We start from the raw sequence: 15,243 nt of genomic DNA on the forward strand, positions 1-15,243 counted from the left end.
CGCGAGCGCCGTTTGACGCACCGTCGGTTTCAAGCGGCTGTTTCCGGCCGTTTCACACCATGCGTCACCGTCATCCCGTAGAGTGCCGTCCAGGGTTTTAATCAGGTGATTAAAACCAGGAGGGGGCAGGGGAACATGCGCACTGGTGCGAAGATCGGCATAGGCGTCGCCGCCGCGGCGGTCGTGGGGGCGGCCGGGATCGGCGCCTACAACCTCGTCGACGCCGTCACGGGCGGCGGAGCGGGCGGGCTACGGGCGGAAGCCGCCCCGGCCCGGACCGGGCCGCCGACATCCGACGAGACCGAGAAGACCGCGCGCGACTTCCTCGGCGCCTGGGCGGCCGGGGACACCGGCAAGGCCGCCGGCCTCACCGACAACGCCCAGGCGGCGACCACCGCCCTGACCGCCTTCCGGGACGCCGCGCACGTACAGAAGGTGACGTTCAAGCAGGGCACGGCCGTCGGCACGAAGGTGCCCTTCTCCGTCAGCGCCGAGGTCGTCCACGGCAAGCAGCGCACCACCTGGGCCTACGACTCCTCGCTCGACGTCGTCCGCGGCGCCGAGGGCGGCCGGGCGAAGGTCGGCTGGCAGCCGACCGTCGTCCACCCCGAGCTCACCGCCGGCCGGACGCTGCGCACCGGCGCGACCGAGGACCCGAAGGTCGTCGCCGTCGGCCGGGGCGGCGTCGAGCTGGACCCCAAGGACCTCCCGTCCCTGGCGTCCGTCCTGCCCGAGCTGCGCAAGAAGTACGGCGAGAAGGCGGGCGGCGAGCCCGCCGTCGCGGTCCGGCTCGAAGGGCCCGCGGGCACGGAGCCCAAGAACCTCCACGTCGTCTCCGAGGGCAAGCCCGGCAAGCTGCCCACCACCATCGACGCGGGGCTCCAGCGCGCCGCCGAGGCCGCGGTGAACAGGTACGACGACGCCTCCGTGGTCGCCGTGAAGGCGAGCACCGGCGAGATCCTCGCCGTCGCCAACTCCAAGAAGACGGGGTTCAACGCCGCGCTGGGCGGTACGACCGCGCCCGGCTCCACGATGAAGATCGTGACGTCCGCGCTGCTGCTGGAACAGGGCAAGGCCGCACCCTCCAAGCCCCTGCCGTGCCCGAAGAACGCCACGTACGGCATGACCTTCCACAACGTCGAGAACAGCGAGAACCCCCGGGCCACCTTCGCCCAGGACTTCGCCGCGTCCTGCAACACCGCCTTCATCTCCTTCGCCGGGCAGCTCTCCGACGGCGCCCTCGCCGCCGAGGCCCGCGACGTCTTCGGGATCGGCCTGGACTGGAAGGCCGGCGTCGCGACCTTCGACGGCCGGGTGCCCACCGACAGCGGCGCGGGCAAGGCCGCCTCGCTCATCGGGCAGGGCCGGGTGCAGATGAGCCCCCTCAACATGGCGTCGATCGCGGCGACCGTCCGCGACGGCTCGTTCCACCAGCCGTACTTCGTCTCCCCGTCCCTGGACGGCCGTCAACTCGCCCGGGCCGCCCGCCCGCTGGCGCCTTCCGCCGCCGGTGACCTGCGCTCGATGATGCGGCTCACGGCCGTCTCCGGTACGGGCGCCAGGGCGATGGCCGGCCTCGGCGGCGAGATCGGCGCCAAGACGGGCTCGGCGGAGGTCGACGGCCAGGCCAAGTCCAACGGCTGGTTCGCCGCGTACCGCAACGACGTGGCGGCGGCCGCCGTCGTCCCGCAGGGCGGGCACGGCGGCGACTCGGCCGGCCCGGTCGTCGCGGCCGTGCTGCGTGCCGACCCCAGGCCCGGGGCCGATGTGACGGGGTGAAGCGGGGAAAGGTGATGGGGTGACGGGGTGGAGAGGTGACGGAAACGACATCGCGGGCCCCCGGCGGCGCCGCTAGCGTCGGGTGTCATGAGCATTCCGTCCCGCATACCTGACCGCCGGGCCGGGGGTGGTGGCGCATGACGCCGCTCGTCGCCTTCGCCGTCCTCATCGCCGCCGTCACCCACGCCAGTTGGAACGCCATCGCCCACGGCATCAAGGACCAGCTCCTCGCCTTCACCCTCGTGGGCGGCGGCGGGGCGCTCTGCGGGGCGGCGCTGCTGCCGTTCGTACCGACGCCCGCCGCCGGGGCCTGGCCCTACCTGCTCGCCTCGGCCGTCCTCCACACGGTCTACCAGGTCCTGCTCATGCGGTCGTTCACCCTCGGCGACTTCGGCCAGATGTACCCGATCGCCCGCGGCACCGCCCCGCTGGCGGTCACCGGTCTCGCGGCGCTCTTCGCCCACGAGGTCGCCGACGGCCGTCAGCTCGCGGGCGTCGCCGTCGCCTCCGCCGGGCTGACCGGCCTCGCCCTGTGGGGCATCCGCGGCTCGGGCACCCGGCCCCGGTGGGCGGCGATCGGGGCGGCCGTCGCCACCGGGCTCGCCATCGCCGCGTACACGGTCGTCGACGGCCTGGGCGTACGGGCCGCGGGTTCGTCGCTCGGCTATATCTCCTGGCTGATGATCCTGGAGGGGCTGGTGATCCCCGCCTGGGCGGTGACCGCCCGGCGCGGCGCCCTGCTCGCCCAGATCCGCCCCTTCGCCGTACGCGGGCTGCTCGGCGGACTGCTGTCCGTCTTCGCGTACGGGCTGGTGCTGTGGGCGCAGACCCGGGCACCTCTCGCCCCCGTCGCGGCGCTGCGCGAGTCGTCGATCATCGTGGGCGCGGCGATCGGCGCGATCGTGATGAAGGAACGGTTCGGGGCGCCGAGGATCGCCGCGGCGGGACTGATGGTCGTCGGGATCGGGCTGATGCTGCACACCAGCTGATGTCACGGAGACGCGCCGCCGGGCGGGTGAGGTGCGGACACCTCGGCGGCCGGTTCCGGTATCCCTGCCCCATGCGCATCCGCATTCACCTCATTCACCTCCGCACCCGCACCCGCACCCGCGTCGGCGTCGCCGCCGGGGCCCTCGCCTGCCTGGCCACGGCTGCCCCCATGGCCCAGGCCGCGCCCGCCCCCCGGTCCACGGGCTCCATGACCATCGACCCCTCCGCCACCCTCGCCCCCGACGGCACCCTCACCATGAGCGGCAGCTACCGCTGCACGGTCGTCGAGCACACCGGCACGGTCTTCGTCGCCAGCAACGTCCTCCAGAACCGCCGGACCGAGGGCATCGGCGGCAGCAGGGCCGTCTGCGACGGCGCCCGGCACCGGTGGCGCAATTCGGCACGGCCCTACGGGGCCTCGCTCCGGCCCGGCCCGGCGCGGGCCGACGGCACGCTCCTGCAGATGAGCTCCGACCGGGGCGGGATCCCGCTGCCGCGGTTCCTGACCGTCGCCCGCGAACGGGACATCACGCTGGTGCCGGCCCGCCGGAGCTGAGGCGGCCGGGGCCGGTGGGCGCCCGGGCTGCGAGGATGGGAGCGTGACTGGAACTCTCGTACTCGCAGGAACCCCCATCGGCGACGTCGCCGACGCGCCCCCGCGGCTGGCCGCCGAGCTCGGCGCCGCCGAGGTGATCGCCGCCGAGGACACCCGGCGGCTGCGCCGGCTGACCCAGGCGCTGGGGGTGCGGACCACCGGCCGGGTGGTCTCCTACAACGAGGTCAACGAGTCCGCCCGGACCCCCGACCTGGTCGAGGCCCTCGTGGGCGGGGCGCGGGTGCTGCTGGTCACCGACGCGGGGATGCCGTCCGTGTCCGACCCCGGCTACCGGCTCGTCGCGGCCGCCGTGGAGAAGGGCGTCAAGGTCACGGCCGTGCCCGGCCCCTCGGCCGTGCTCACCGCGCTGGCGGTCTCGGGCCTGCCCGTGGACCGGTTCTGCTTCGAGGGCTTCCCGCCCCGCAAGCCCGGCGAGCGGCTGAGCCGGCTGCGCGAGGTGGCCGGCGAGCGCCGCACGCTCGTCTACTTCGAGGCCCCGCACCGGCTGGACGACACCCTCGCCGCGATGGCCGAGGTCTTCGGCGCGGACCGCCGCGCCGCCGTGTGCCGGGAGCTGACGAAGACGTACGAGGAGGTCAGGCGCGGCCCCCTGGCCGAGCTGGCGGCCTGGGCGGCCGAGGGCGTCCGGGGCGAGATCACGATCGTCGTCGAAGGGGCCCCCGACAGGCCCGAGGAAGTGGACCCCGCCGAGCTCGTCCGGCGCGTACGCGTCCGGGAGGAGGCGGGCGAACGCCGCAAGGAGGCGATCGCGGCCGTGGCGGCGGAGACAGGCCTACCCAAGAGAGATGTGTTCGATGCGGTCGTAGCGGCAAAAAATGCCGCACAGCGGGATTGACAGTAAGGTAAAGGGCTGACCTGAAAAGCAAAGCCCTGGCATGGCAGCCAACGCTTTCGGGCATGGAGCCGCCAAGTTTGTCCCAATTCGTGGGTCAGGCTGCTGCGCCGTCGCCGGGATGGGCGTTCCCTTGTGGTGGGACGTCCGGTCCCGGAGAGACTTGTCCTAGGACAAGAGGAGCTGCCATGAGCGAGACCGCAGGAGCTTCGAACGGAGCCCAGCGCGCGACCCGCACGGTGACGGAGCAGACCGCCGCCGCGTTCGAGCCGGCCCACGAGTCCTACTCCTTCGTCTGCATGCGATGCGGGAGCGGCTGGGAGCAGTCGTACGAGATAAGGCACCACGTGGACGCGAAGGGCCTGCCCTTCGTCACCTACTACGCGGACGGCGAGCGCGTCCCGTCTCCGCTGACCCGCCCGACCTGCGTCAACTGCGGTGCGCACACGGTGCGCATCATGCGGTCCGGGCAGGTGTCCGTGGTCGCCGACGCCCTGCATCTGGCCGAGCGCACGGCCGTCCCGGCGACCCTCCAGTCGGCCTCCGGACCGCTCCACGACGGCGGCACCCACGAGCGCCGCGAGGGTCACCACTGGCACCTCTCCGACCTGCTGCGGCCCTTCCACCGGAAGTGACCCGGAGCGGGTGAGCCCGGCCGCGTGTGACCCCCCTCCTTAGAATCGCGGTCATGGCGGCAACAGCATCGAACGACAGCGCGAACAACGGTCCGGTCGGCGGCGAGCGGAAGAAGAAGAGCGACCAGGACGTCCCTCCGCCGCTCCCGGCACCGTTGGCCGTGCCCGTCGCCGACTCCCACACCCACCTCGACATGCAGAGCGGCACCGTCGAGGACGCACTGGCCAAGGCCGCCTCCGTCGGGGTCACCACGGTGATCCAGGTGGGTTGCGACCTGGCCGGGTCGCGCTGGGCGGCCGAGACGGCCGCCGCCCACGAGCCCGTCTGGGCCACGGTGGCCCTGCACCCGAACGAAGCGCCCCGCATCGTCCTCGGCGACCCCGACGGCTGGTCGCGCCAGGGTGCCCGCGAGCCCGGCGGCACGGCCGCCCTCGACGCCGCGCTCCAGGAGATCGACCGGCTCGCCGCCCTGCCCCAGGTACGCGGGGTGGGGGAGACGGGGCTGGACTACTTCCGTACCGGACCCGAGGGAATGGCCGCCCAGGAGTACTCCTTCCGGCGCCATATCGACATCGCCAAGCGGCAGGGCAAGGCCCTGGTCATCCACGACCGCGACGCCCACGACGACGTGCTGCGCGTCCTGGCCGAGGAGGGCGCTCCCGAGCGGGTGGTCTTCCACTGCTACTCCGGTGACGCCGCCATGGCGAAGGTCTGCGCCGAGGCGGGCTACTACATGTCCTTCGCCGGCAACGTCACCTTCAAGAACGCCCAGCACCTGCGCGACGCCCTGGCCGTCGCCCCCCTCGACCTGATCCTCGTCGAGACCGACGCGCCCTTCCTGACCCCGGCCCCGTATCGCGGACGGCCCAACGCGCCCTACCTCATTCCGGTCACATTGCGCGCGATGGCCGGAGTGAAGGACATCGCCGAGGACGCCCTGGCCACGGCGGTAGCGGCCAATACCGCACGCGCCTTCGGATACTGACGCCGATTTCCGCGACACCGTGTGACGATACGACTTTGGTGGGTGATGGTCGCTCCGCTACAGTCCCGGGCCTAGCCGGACCTGTGGAGTGTCGTGAGTCATGCACCGGGCAGCCCCCACGCTGCACCCCGCGCCGCGACGGGAACCCCGTCGTACGACCCGTACGCGCCCCGCGAGCCGTACGGGCCGCCGCCGGACCCGTACGCGTACGGGAACCAGGGGACGTTCGCGCCCCTGGAGCCGTTCGAGGCGTACGAGCCCTACGACCCGTACCGGCCGTACGACGCGCATGACCCGCACGGTGCGTCCGGCGCGTCCGCCGCGCCGGAGCGGTACGGGACGTACGGCGCGTACGGGGGCCACGAGGGCTACGAGACGTACGAGCCGTTCGGCCACCCCCAGCTTCCCCGGCAGGCGACCCCACCGAGCGGCCGGGGCCCCGGGGGCGGCGGCGGGCCGGGGGCCCCGGGCGGTCCCGGTGACCATGGCGGCCCCGGGACTTCCGGAGCCTCCGGCGCCCGTGGCGGTCCGGGCCACGGTGGCCCCGGCACCTACGGCCCCGAGTCCCCGGGAACCTCCGGCGGGCCGGGGGCCCACGAGGGCCATGGGGCCTACGGGCACCTCGGGATCTACGAGAGCCCCGGGACGGACGACGGCTCCGGGGTCCCCAGCGGTGGTTCCGGCGCCCATGGGCACCCCGGGACGCACGGCGGCCCCGGGGCCGCCGAGGCCCACGGGCCCCACGGCGCCGCCGGGATCGCGGTGGCCGACAGCCCGCCCGTGGTCGACAGTCTGCCCGTGACGGGCCCGCCCGTGGCCGGGCTCGGCGTCGACGCCGAGCCGGACCACGCCACCGGCCCCGGCACCGCGATCGTGCCCGCCCCCGGTGGCCGGGCCGCCTCGCGGCGGGCGGCCGCGGGCGGCGGCCGTAAGCGTTCGGCGCGCGGCGCCGCCCCCCGGCCCGCGGCCGGGGCGGCGGCGGGCGACCGGTCCGGGACCCGTCCGGCGCCCCGCGAACGGGGCGCCGAGCCGCTGCGCCGGCTGCTGCCGCAGGCGCTCGTCGTGGCCTTCCTGGCCGGCGGGACGTCGGCCTTCATCGCCGGCGACAAGGCCGTCCAGCTCAGCGTCGACGGCAAGCCCCGCACCCTCCACACCTTCGCCGGCGACGTCGAGGAGCTGCTGGCCGACGAGGGCATGGCCGTCGGCGAGCACGACATCGTCGCCCCCGGCCGCCACCACGACCTGGCCTCCGGCGACCGCGTCATCGTCCGCTACGGGCGGCCCGTCTCCCTCACCCTGGACGGGGAGCGCCGCCAGGTGTGGACGACCGCCCGCACCGTCGACGGCGCCCTGCGCCAGCTCGGCGTCCGGGCCGAGGGCGCCTATCTGTCCGCGTCCCGCTCCGCGCCCATCGGGCGCAAGGGCCTGGACCTGGACGTCCGCACCGAACGCACCGTCACCTTCATGGCCGACGGGCGCGAGCGCACCGTCCGCACCAACGCCGCGACCGTCCGCGAGGCCATCGAGCAGGCCGGCATCGGGCTGCGCGGCGAGGACACCACCTCCGTGGACCCCGAGAGCTTCCCCCGAGAGGGCCAGACGATCTCCGTCATGCGGATCTCCGCCGGTGAGGAGGCCAGGGAGGAGCCCATCGACTTCACCACCGAGCGCCACGAGGACCCCTCGCTCTACAAGGGCACCGAGGTCGTCTCCCAGCGCGGCGAGAAGGGCGTCGAGCGCGTCACGTACTCCCTGCGGACCGTCAACGGCGTCAAGCAGAAGCCCAAGAAGATCCGCTCCGAGGTCGTCCGGCCGCCCCGCACCGAGATCGTCAAGGTCGGCACCAAGGCCCGGCCCACCACCGTGCAGGGCGCGGAGGGGCTCAACTGGAACGGGCTCGCGCAGTGCGAGGCGGGCGGGCGGCCCGACGCCGTCGACCCGTCCGGCACCTACGGCGGGCTGTACCAGTTCGACACCCACACCTGGCAGTCCCTCGGCGGCAGCGGCCGCCCGCAGGACGCGCCCTCGGAGGAGCAGACCATGCGGGCCAAGAAGCTGTACGTCAGCCGGGGGGCGAGCCCCTGGCCCGTGTGCGGCCGTAAACTTCACGGGTGAGCTCCAGCCCCAGCACAGACGAGTCCGGCGAGTCCGGCGCCCTGCTCGGCCCGGCCGACATCCGTGAACTGGCCGCCGCCCTCGGGGTCCGCCCCACCAAACAGCGCGGCCAGAACTTCGTGATCGACGCCAATACGGTCCGCCGGATCGTGCGGACCGCCGAGGTGCGGCCCGACGATGTCGTCGTCGAGGTCGGACCCGGTCTCGGGTCGCTGACCCTCGCCCTGCTGGAGGCGGCCGACCGGGTCACGGCGGTCGAGATCGACGACGTGCTGGCCGCCGCGCTGCCGGGGACGATCGCCAAGCGGCTGCCCGAGCGCGCCGACCGCTTCGCGCTCGTGCACAGCGACGCCATGCACGTGCAGGAGCTGCCCGGCCCGGCGCCCACCGCCCTCGTGGCCAACCTGCCCTACAACGTCGCCGTGCCCGTGCTGCTGCACATGCTCGACCGCTTCCCCAGCATCGAGCGCACCCTGGTCATGGTCCAGGCCGAGGTCGCCGACCGGCTCGCCGCCAAGCCGGGCAACAAGGTCTACGGCGTCCCGTCGGTGAAGGCCAACTGGTACGCGGACGTCAAGCGGGCCGGCGCCATCGGCCGCAATGTCTTCTGGCCCGCGCCGAACGTCGACTCCGGCCTCGTCTCGCTGGTCCGGCGCACCGAGCCGGTCAGGACGACGGCCACCAAGGCCGAGGTCTTCGCCGTCGTGGACGCCGCCTTCGCCCAGCGCCGCAAGACGCTGCGCGCCGCGCTGGCCGGCTGGGCGGGCTCGGCGGCCGCCGCCGAGGCCGCGCTGGTCGCCGCCGGGATCTCCCCGCAGGCCCGCGGCGAGGCGCTGACCGTCCACGAGTTCGCCGCCATCGCCGAGCAGAAGGGCGCCGCGCAGTGACCGCCTCCGTCACGGTTCGCGTCCCCGCGAAGGTCAACGTCCAGCTCGCCGTCGGCCCGCTGCGTCCCGACGGCTTCCACGACCTGGCCAACGTGTTCCTGGCGGTCGGGCTGTACGACGAGGTCACCGTCACCCCCGCCGACGAGCTGCGCGTCACCTGCTCCGGCCCGGACGCCGCCCAGGTACCCCTGGACCGCACCAACCTGGCCGCCCGGGCGGCGCTCGCCCTCGCCGCCCGCCACGGCCGCGAGGCGGACGTCCACATCCACATCGACAAGGACATCCCCGTCGCGGGCGGCATGGCCGGCGGCAGCGCGGACGGCGCGGGCGCCCTCCTCGCCTGCGACGCCCTGTGGGGCACCGGCGCCTCCCGCGAGGAGCTCCTGGAGATCTGCGCGGAGCTCGGCAGCGACGTGCCCTTCAGCCTCGTCGGCGGCGCGGCCCTCGGCCGCGGACGGGGCGAGCTGCTGACGCCGCTGGAGGCGGGCGGCTCCTTCTCCTGGGTGTTCGCCGTCGCCGACAGCGGCCTGTCCACCCCGGCCGTCTACGCCGAGTGCGACCGGCTGCGCGGCACCACGCCCGTACCCGACCCGGAGCCGTCGGCCGCCCTGCTGGAGGCCCTGCGCACCGGCGACGCGACGGCGCTGGCGGCCGCCGTGAGCAACGACCTCCAGCCCGCCGCCGTCTCCCTGCGCCCGTCGCTCGCCGCGACGCTGGCGGTGGGCGAGGAGGCCGGGGCGCTGGCGGCCATGGTCTCCGGCTCCGGCCCGACGACGGCGTTCCTGACCGCCGGGGAGGCCGAGGCCGAGAAGGTGGCCGACGCGCTCCGCTCCTCCGGCACCTGCCGCGCGGTCCGCGTCACCTCCGGCCCGGCGCCCGGCGCGACGGTGTGCGGGACCGCCCGCTCATCGGCCTGAGCGGCTCATCGGCCCGAGCTACGGATGCGTTCCGCCCGGGGACGCAGCAGCTTCACGCACGGCTTCTCCACGCACTCGTGCAGGAGAACGGCACCGCCCAGTGAGACCGCCATGACCAGGGCGGCGTGCACGGCCAGCGGGATCGTGACGTGGTGCAGCCTCAGGAAATGGCTCGTACTGAAAATGACCATTTCGTGCAGGAGATAGAAGGCGAAGGAAACCTCGCCGAGGTACACCACGAACCGGTTCCGGAACGGTGACTCCTCGCCCCGTACGTCCGCGCGCGCGGCCGCCGCGACGGTGAGGGTGAAGGGAACCACCGTGACGGCGACCCAGTGGAACCTCTCCGGCACGAGGTGCGCCAGGGCGAAGACGGCTCCCACGGACAGCGCGACACTCGCCACCAGGCCCGGGCCGCGCCAGGCGCCCTTCTTCACCAGCAGGGCGAGCGCGATGCCGATGACGAATTCGGCCAGGCGCACGGGCGGGAACATGTACATCGTGAACTTCGGGTCCCAGCCCGCCGTCCGCAGGAAGAAGCCCGTGGTGAACGGGTGCAGCAGGACGAAGGCGTTCCCGAGGCCGACCACGGCCCACAGGCCCGCGAGCGGGAGCCTGCGGATCGCGGAGATCAGCAGCGGGAAGCAGAGGTAGAAGAAGAACTCGCAGCAGAGCGACCAGGAGACGCCGTTGTAGGCGAACCAGCGGTCCTCGTCGTTGGGCACCCAGGACTGGGTCAGGGTGAGATTGCTCAGTGCCGGGCCGGTCTCCAGCCTCTTCCCCATCCAGACCAGCATCAGCGCCGCGATGCCGAAGGTCACCAGATGGCTGGGGTAGATACGGGCGAAACGCCGCCGCCAGAATCCGGGGGCCGGGTTGCCGGGCCGTGCCGACCAGGCGAGCACGAAGCCCGAGAGGATGAAGAAGAAGGAGACCGCCGAGGGGCCGGCGAAGGTGGCGTCCTTCAGCGCGCGCAGGTGTTTCGCGGTACCGGCGCCGTACTGCTCGTACGAGAAGTGGTAACTGAAGATGAGGAGCGCCGCGAACCACCGCAGACCGGTGAGCGATTCCAGCCGTGTCCGCGAGGCCACCGTCCGGGGGCGTGGAGCCGAACCGGCCTGAGGAACGGCCTCCGATATAAGGCTCACGCGGTGTCTTTCTGGCCGGACGGAAATGCGCGGATACGGGCGCGGACCGGGTGGAATCTACCAGCGATCTTTCCCCGCGCCCCGCGGCGGATCAGGCCGGATGCCGCGCGCGGCGCCGCCCGGGCCCGGTCGGGGCCTCCGGCCGGCCGTGGGATCCTGGAGTCAGTCCCATCGAACAAGGAGCGGCAGCGGCATGGCAGCCAACCTGGTCAATCTGGAAGCCGTAGACAAGGTGTACGGCACCCGTGCGCTGCTCGACGGCATCTCCCTCGGCGTCAACGAGGGCGACCGGATCGGCGTCGTCGGTCGCAACGGCGACGGCAAGACCACGCTCATCCGCATCCTCGCCAAGCTGGAGGAGGCCGACAAGGGCCGGGTGACCCACGCCGGTCACGTGCGCATGGGCGTCCTCACCCAGCACGACTCCCTGGACCCGGCCGCCACCGTGCGGCACGAGGTCCTCGGGGACATGGCCGACCACGAGTGGGCCGGCAACGCCAAGATCCGCGACGTGCTCACCGGCCTCTTCGGCGGCCTGGACCTGCCCGCCTTCCCGCAGGGCCTGGACACCGTCATCGGCCCGCTCTCCGGCGGTGAGCGCCGCCGCATCGCGCTGGCCAAGCTGCTGATCTCCGAGCAGGACCTGATCGTCCTGGACGAGCCCACCAACCACCTCGACGTCGAGGGCATCACCTGGCTCGCCGGCCACCTCCAGGCCCGCCGCTCGGCGCTGGTGTGCGTCACCCACGACCGCTGGTTCCTCGACCAGGTCTGCACCCGCATGTGGGACGTCCAGCGCGGCACCGTCCACGAGTACGAGGGCGGCTACAGCGACTACGTCTTCGCACGCGCCGAGCGGGAGCGGATCGCCGCCACCGAGGAGGCCAAGCGGCAGAACCTGATGCGCAAGGAGCTCGCCTGGCTGCGGCGCGGCGCCCCCGCCCGCACCAGCAAGCCGCGCTTCCGCATCGAGGCCGCCAACGAGCTGATCGCGGACGTGCCGCCGCCGCGCGACACCTCCGAGCTGATGAAGTTCGCCAGCTCGCGGCTGGGCAGGACCGTCTTCGACCTGGAGGACGTGACCGTCCAGGCCGGCCCCAAGTCGCTCATCGAGCACCTCACCTGGCAGCTGGGCCCCGGCGACCGCATCGGCCTCGTCGGCGTCAACGGCGCCGGCAAGACCTCGCTGCTGCGCACCCTCGCCGAGGCGGCCCGCACCGAGGGCGAGAAGCAGCCGGCGGCCGGCAAGGTCGTCGTCGGCAGGACCGTCAAGCTCGCCTACCTCTCCCAGGAGGTCGCCGAACTCGACCCCGCCAAGCGGGTCCTGGAGGCCGTCCAGCAGATCCGCGACCGGGTCGACCTCGGCAAGGGCCGGGAGATGACCGCCGGACAGCTCTGCGAGAAGTTCGGCTTCACCAAGGAGAAGCAGTGGACGCCCGTCGGCGACCTCTCCGGCGGTGAGCGCCGCCGGCTGCAGATCCTGCGCCTGCTGATGGACGAGCCCAACGTCCTCTTCCTCGACGAGCCCACCAACGACCTCGACATCGAGACCCTCACCCAGCTCGAGGACCTCCTCGACGGCTGGCCCGGCTCGATGATCGTCATCAGCCACGACCGGTACTTCGTCGAGCGCACGACGGACCGCGTCTACGCGCTGCTCGGCGACCGGGCGCTGCGGATGCTGCCGCGCGGCCTCGACGAGTACCTGGAGCGCCGTCAGCGCGTCATCGAGGCCGCCGCCCCGGCCGCCCCCGCCGCGCCCGCCGCCGTCAAGGCGAAGCCCGCCGCCGACGCCCGCGCGGCGAAGAAGGAGCTCCAGAAGATCGAGCGCCGGCTGGACCGCATCAGCGAGCAGGAGGCCAAGCTCCACGCCCGGATCGCCGAGCAGGCGACCGACTTCGAGGCCGTGGCCAAGCTCGACGCCGAGCTGCGGGAACTGGCCAATGAGCGCGAGGAGCTGGAGCTGCGCTGGCTCGAACTCGCCGAGGACGCGTAGTCCTCGGGCCGGACGGGCTGTTGCGGACCGGCGCCGCAACAGTCTCGTCACGACGGGGTCTCAGGTGGTGGATACATCTGTGATCGGCCCTTGGGCCGTCCGTGGCGGGTGGTACAAAGAACACCCGCTCGCCTGCCGCACAGTGGCGGGATTTGTGCGGTACAAGCCCCGGTCCGCGTGTAAAGAGGAAAGCTGATGTCACAGCCGCCGCAGCCACCCCAGCCACCGCAGGGCCCGCCGGGCGGAGGCTTCGGCGCACCGCAGGACCCCCGGGGCGGCTTCGGCACCCCGCCGCCGCAGGGACCGCCCCCGGGCACGCCCCCGCAGGCCCCGCCGCCCACCATGGTCAGCCCGCCCGTGCCCCCGCCCGCCGGCGCTCCTCAGCCGCCGCAGCCGGGCGCGGCCCCGCAGACCCCGCCCCAGGCCCCGCCGCCCACCATGCTGAGCACGCCCGCGGTCCCGCCGCCGGGCGCCCCGCAGACCCCGCCGCAGCCGGGCGCGGCGCCCCAGGTCCCGCCGCCCGCCGGTGCTCCCGGTGGCTACGGCTACCCGGGCGCGCCCGGCGCTCCCGCCGCCCCCGGCGGCTACGGCTACCCCGGCCAGGCCGGTGCTCCCGGTGCGCCCGGCGGTTACGGCTATCCGGGCGCGCCCGGTGCCCCCGGCCAGCCGCAGTACGGCGGATACGGGCCCACCGCGCAGTTCCCCGCGGGCGCGCCCGTCGGCGCCCCGGGCGGCAGCGGGCCCAAGAAGCGCATGGCGATCATCGCCGGCGCGGTGGCCGCGGTGCTGGTCGTCGCCGGCGGCGGCATCTGGTTCGCCACCAAGGGCGGCGGTGACGACGGCAAGAAGACCGAGGCGGGCTCCAGCGCCGGTACGCAGGGCGGCGCGGCCCAGGGCGGCGGCAAGGCCCCCAAGACCGTCGACGGCAAGCTGCTCTTCACCGTCGACCAGCCCAAGGCCGACGACCTCATCAGCGTCAAGGGCATGTGGGCGACGGACAAGGTCTTCGCCAAGGCCGACATCTACAAGATCGTCGGCTATGGCCTCTCCGGCGGCAAGCAGTGGGAGGTCCCGCTCGACGGCGAGATCTGCTGGCCGTCCCAGCAGACCACCGCCGACGGCAAGACGGCTCTGGTCGTCAAGGCCGACAAGTCCCCCGCCGCCCAGTGCACCCAGGTCGTCGCCCTCGACCTGAACAACGGGAAGAAGCTCTGGCAGAAGTCCGCCAAGAGCGGCGACCAGGACCTCCGCTTCGGCGAGGTCACCATCGGCGGCGGCACCGTCGCCGCGGGCGGCACGTCGGGCGGCGCGGCCTGGTCGCTGGACGGCGGCAAGGAACTGTGGAAGCCCAAGCCGGGCGACGACTGCCGGGACGACGGCTACGGCGGCGGCTCCAAGCTCGTCGCGGTCCGCCGCTGCGGCGACTACGCGCGCCCGCAGATGCAGGTGCAGACCCTCGACCCGGCGTCGGGCGCGCCCAAGTCGGTCTACAAGGTCCCCGCCGGAATCCAGTGGGTGCACGTCGCCTCCACCGACCCGCTGGTCATCGCGGTCGACGCCGGAGGGGACAAGGGCAGCGGCGCCTCCGACTTCCTGGCGATCGACGACAGCGCCACGGACGGCAAGCTGCGCTCCAAGGTCTCCACGGGGAACGGCGGTTTCACGCCGAAGTGCCCCTCGACGAACGTCGAGGGCTGCACCAAGCTCGCCGTCACCAAGGACACCCTCTTCCTCCCCTCCGAGGAGCACTCCAGCGGCAACGCCCAGCAGGTCGGCCGCGTCAACGAGATCGTCGGCTTCGACCTGGCCACCGGCCAGTCCAGGGGCAAGGCCGAGGGCGTGCCGGGATCCACCCTGACCCCGCTGGGCGTCGACAAGGACGGCTACCCCATCGGTTACCAGGACCCGACCTACAAGGCGGGCGGCCAGGTGGTCCGGATCGATCCGAAGTCGTTCAAGACCGATGTCCTGCTGAAGAATCCGGCCTCGTCGGCGCAGAGTGAGCGCATGCTCTCGCCGACCATCCAGCCGACCCTCTGGTCCCAGGGCCGCCTGTACCTGGGCGGCAGTTACGCCAACAAGCCCAGCTCGGTGAGTTTCGGCAAGCAGTATCTGGTGATGATTTTCGGCGGTAGTTGATACTGATCGATTGACGAGCACTCCAGCCGTATCCCTGCCCACCGCGTGTGCATGCCTGAACGATCCGTTTCAGTCGCGAAGTACACGTGATTGGCAGGGATTTCGGCATTCCGGGGGACTTCTCACCGGTAAGGGGCGCGGAACGTCGAACAAGCGTGTAGCTTCCCGGGCAAGAGGGTGCCGGGGAGACGTACGCGAGCGGC

The 15,243-nt window shown here is 73.2% G+C and carries 12 protein-coding genes; 11 read left to right on the forward strand and 1 reads right to left on the reverse strand.

Annotated elements, in window-relative coordinates:
* Positions 1-135: 135 nt before the first annotated feature.
* The 9 genes from ACFYZR_RS15930 (at position 136) to ACFYZR_RS15970 (ending at position 9,757) form a co-directional block, all read left to right on the forward strand.
* A complete protein-coding gene (locus ACFYZR_RS15930; RefSeq protein ID WP_391910446.1) occupies positions 136-1,779 on the forward strand; it encodes a penicillin-binding transpeptidase domain-containing protein in 1,644 nt (547 codons plus the stop codon).
* A 137-nt stretch (positions 1,780-1,916) separates the two neighbouring features.
* Entirely contained in the window at positions 1,917-2,768 is an 852-nt protein-coding gene (locus tag ACFYZR_RS15935) for an EamA family transporter (protein WP_391910448.1), read from the forward strand.
* 71 nt (positions 2,769-2,839) lie between these two features.
* Complete coding sequence (locus tag ACFYZR_RS15940) at positions 2,840-3,325, forward strand: DUF6299 family protein (protein ID WP_391910450.1); 486 nt, start codon at positions 2,840-2,842, stop codon at positions 3,323-3,325.
* Positions 3,326-3,368: 43 nt separating this feature from the next.
* Complete coding sequence (rsmI, locus tag ACFYZR_RS15945; protein WP_391910452.1) at positions 3,369-4,220, forward strand: 16S rRNA (cytidine(1402)-2'-O)-methyltransferase; 852 nt, start codon at positions 3,369-3,371, stop codon at positions 4,218-4,220.
* Between the two features lie 185 nt (positions 4,221-4,405).
* Entirely contained in the window at positions 4,406-4,852 is a 447-nt protein-coding gene (locus tag ACFYZR_RS15950) for a hypothetical protein (protein ID WP_391910454.1), read from the forward strand.
* A 53-nt stretch (positions 4,853-4,905) separates the two neighbouring features.
* Positions 4,906-5,838: a TatD family hydrolase gene (locus tag ACFYZR_RS15955; protein WP_391910456.1), complete on the forward strand. Its 933-nt coding sequence runs from the start codon at positions 4,906-4,908 to the stop codon at positions 5,836-5,838.
* A 627-nt stretch (positions 5,839-6,465) separates the two neighbouring features.
* Positions 6,466-7,953: a ubiquitin-like domain-containing protein gene (locus ACFYZR_RS15960; protein WP_391910708.1), complete on the forward strand. Its 1,488-nt coding sequence runs from the start codon at positions 6,466-6,468 to the stop codon at positions 7,951-7,953.
* Positions 7,950-8,840 carry a 16S rRNA (adenine(1518)-N(6)/adenine(1519)-N(6))-dimethyltransferase RsmA gene (gene rsmA, locus ACFYZR_RS15965; protein WP_391910458.1) on the forward strand — a complete coding sequence of 297 codons (891 nt, stop codon included), beginning with the start codon at positions 7,950-7,952 and terminating at the stop codon, positions 8,838-8,840. The genes ACFYZR_RS15960 and rsmA overlap by 4 nt, the downstream gene beginning before the upstream one ends.
* On the forward strand, positions 8,837-9,757 hold the full coding sequence (locus ACFYZR_RS15970; RefSeq protein ID WP_391910460.1) for a 4-(cytidine 5'-diphospho)-2-C-methyl-D-erythritol kinase: 921 nt from the start codon (positions 8,837-8,839) through the stop codon (positions 9,755-9,757). Before rsmA ends, ACFYZR_RS15970 begins: the two co-directional genes overlap by 4 nt.
* Positions 9,758-9,762: 5 nt before the next feature.
* Here ACFYZR_RS15970 and ACFYZR_RS15975 read toward each other — a convergent pair whose 3' ends face one another.
* Positions 9,763-10,905 carry an acyltransferase family protein gene (locus tag ACFYZR_RS15975; RefSeq protein WP_391910462.1) on the reverse strand — a complete coding sequence of 381 codons (1,143 nt, stop codon included), beginning with the start codon at positions 10,903-10,905 and terminating at the stop codon, positions 9,763-9,765.
* A 193-nt stretch (positions 10,906-11,098) separates the two neighbouring features.
* Here ACFYZR_RS15975 and ACFYZR_RS15980 point away from each other — a divergent pair, with 193 nt between their 5' ends.
* Both ACFYZR_RS15980 and ACFYZR_RS15985 read left to right on the forward strand, forming a co-directional pair.
* Positions 11,099-12,901, forward strand: a complete 1,803-nt coding sequence (locus tag ACFYZR_RS15980) for an ABC-F family ATP-binding cassette domain-containing protein (protein ID WP_391910464.1) — start codon at positions 11,099-11,101, stop codon at positions 12,899-12,901.
* A gap of 195 nt (positions 12,902-13,096) precedes the next feature.
* A complete protein-coding gene (locus tag ACFYZR_RS15985) occupies positions 13,097-15,040 on the forward strand; it encodes a PQQ-binding-like beta-propeller repeat protein (RefSeq protein ID WP_391910466.1) in 1,944 nt (647 codons plus the stop codon).
* Positions 15,041-15,243: the final 203 nt, after the last annotated feature.

This window comes from Streptomyces sp. NPDC001678 (genome assembly GCF_042892945.1).
In the GTDB taxonomy this organism is placed as follows: Bacteria; Actinomycetota; Actinomycetes; order Streptomycetales; family Streptomycetaceae; genus Streptomyces.

Bases quoted from the DNA above. Each gene is read 5' to 3' on its own strand.
- ACFYZR_RS15955 (WP_391910456.1), top strand. From the start codon at position 4,906: ATGGCGGCAACAGCATCGAACGACAGCGCGAACAACGGTCCGGTCGGC.
- ACFYZR_RS15940 (WP_391910450.1), top strand. From the start codon at position 2,840: ATGCGCATCCGCATTCACCTCATTCACCTCCGCACCCGCACCCGCACC.
- ACFYZR_RS15980 (WP_391910464.1), top strand. From the start codon at position 11,099: ATGGCAGCCAACCTGGTCAATCTGGAAGCCGTAGACAAGGTGTACGGC.
- ACFYZR_RS15950 (WP_391910454.1), top strand. From the start codon at position 4,406: ATGAGCGAGACCGCAGGAGCTTCGAACGGAGCCCAGCGCGCGACCCGC.
- ACFYZR_RS15930 (WP_391910446.1), top strand. From the start codon at position 136: ATGCGCACTGGTGCGAAGATCGGCATAGGCGTCGCCGCCGCGGCGGTC.
- ACFYZR_RS15935 (WP_391910448.1), top strand. From the start codon at position 1,917: ATGACGCCGCTCGTCGCCTTCGCCGTCCTCATCGCCGCCGTCACCCAC.
- ACFYZR_RS15985 (WP_391910466.1), top strand. From the start codon at position 13,097: ATGTCACAGCCGCCGCAGCCACCCCAGCCACCGCAGGGCCCGCCGGGC.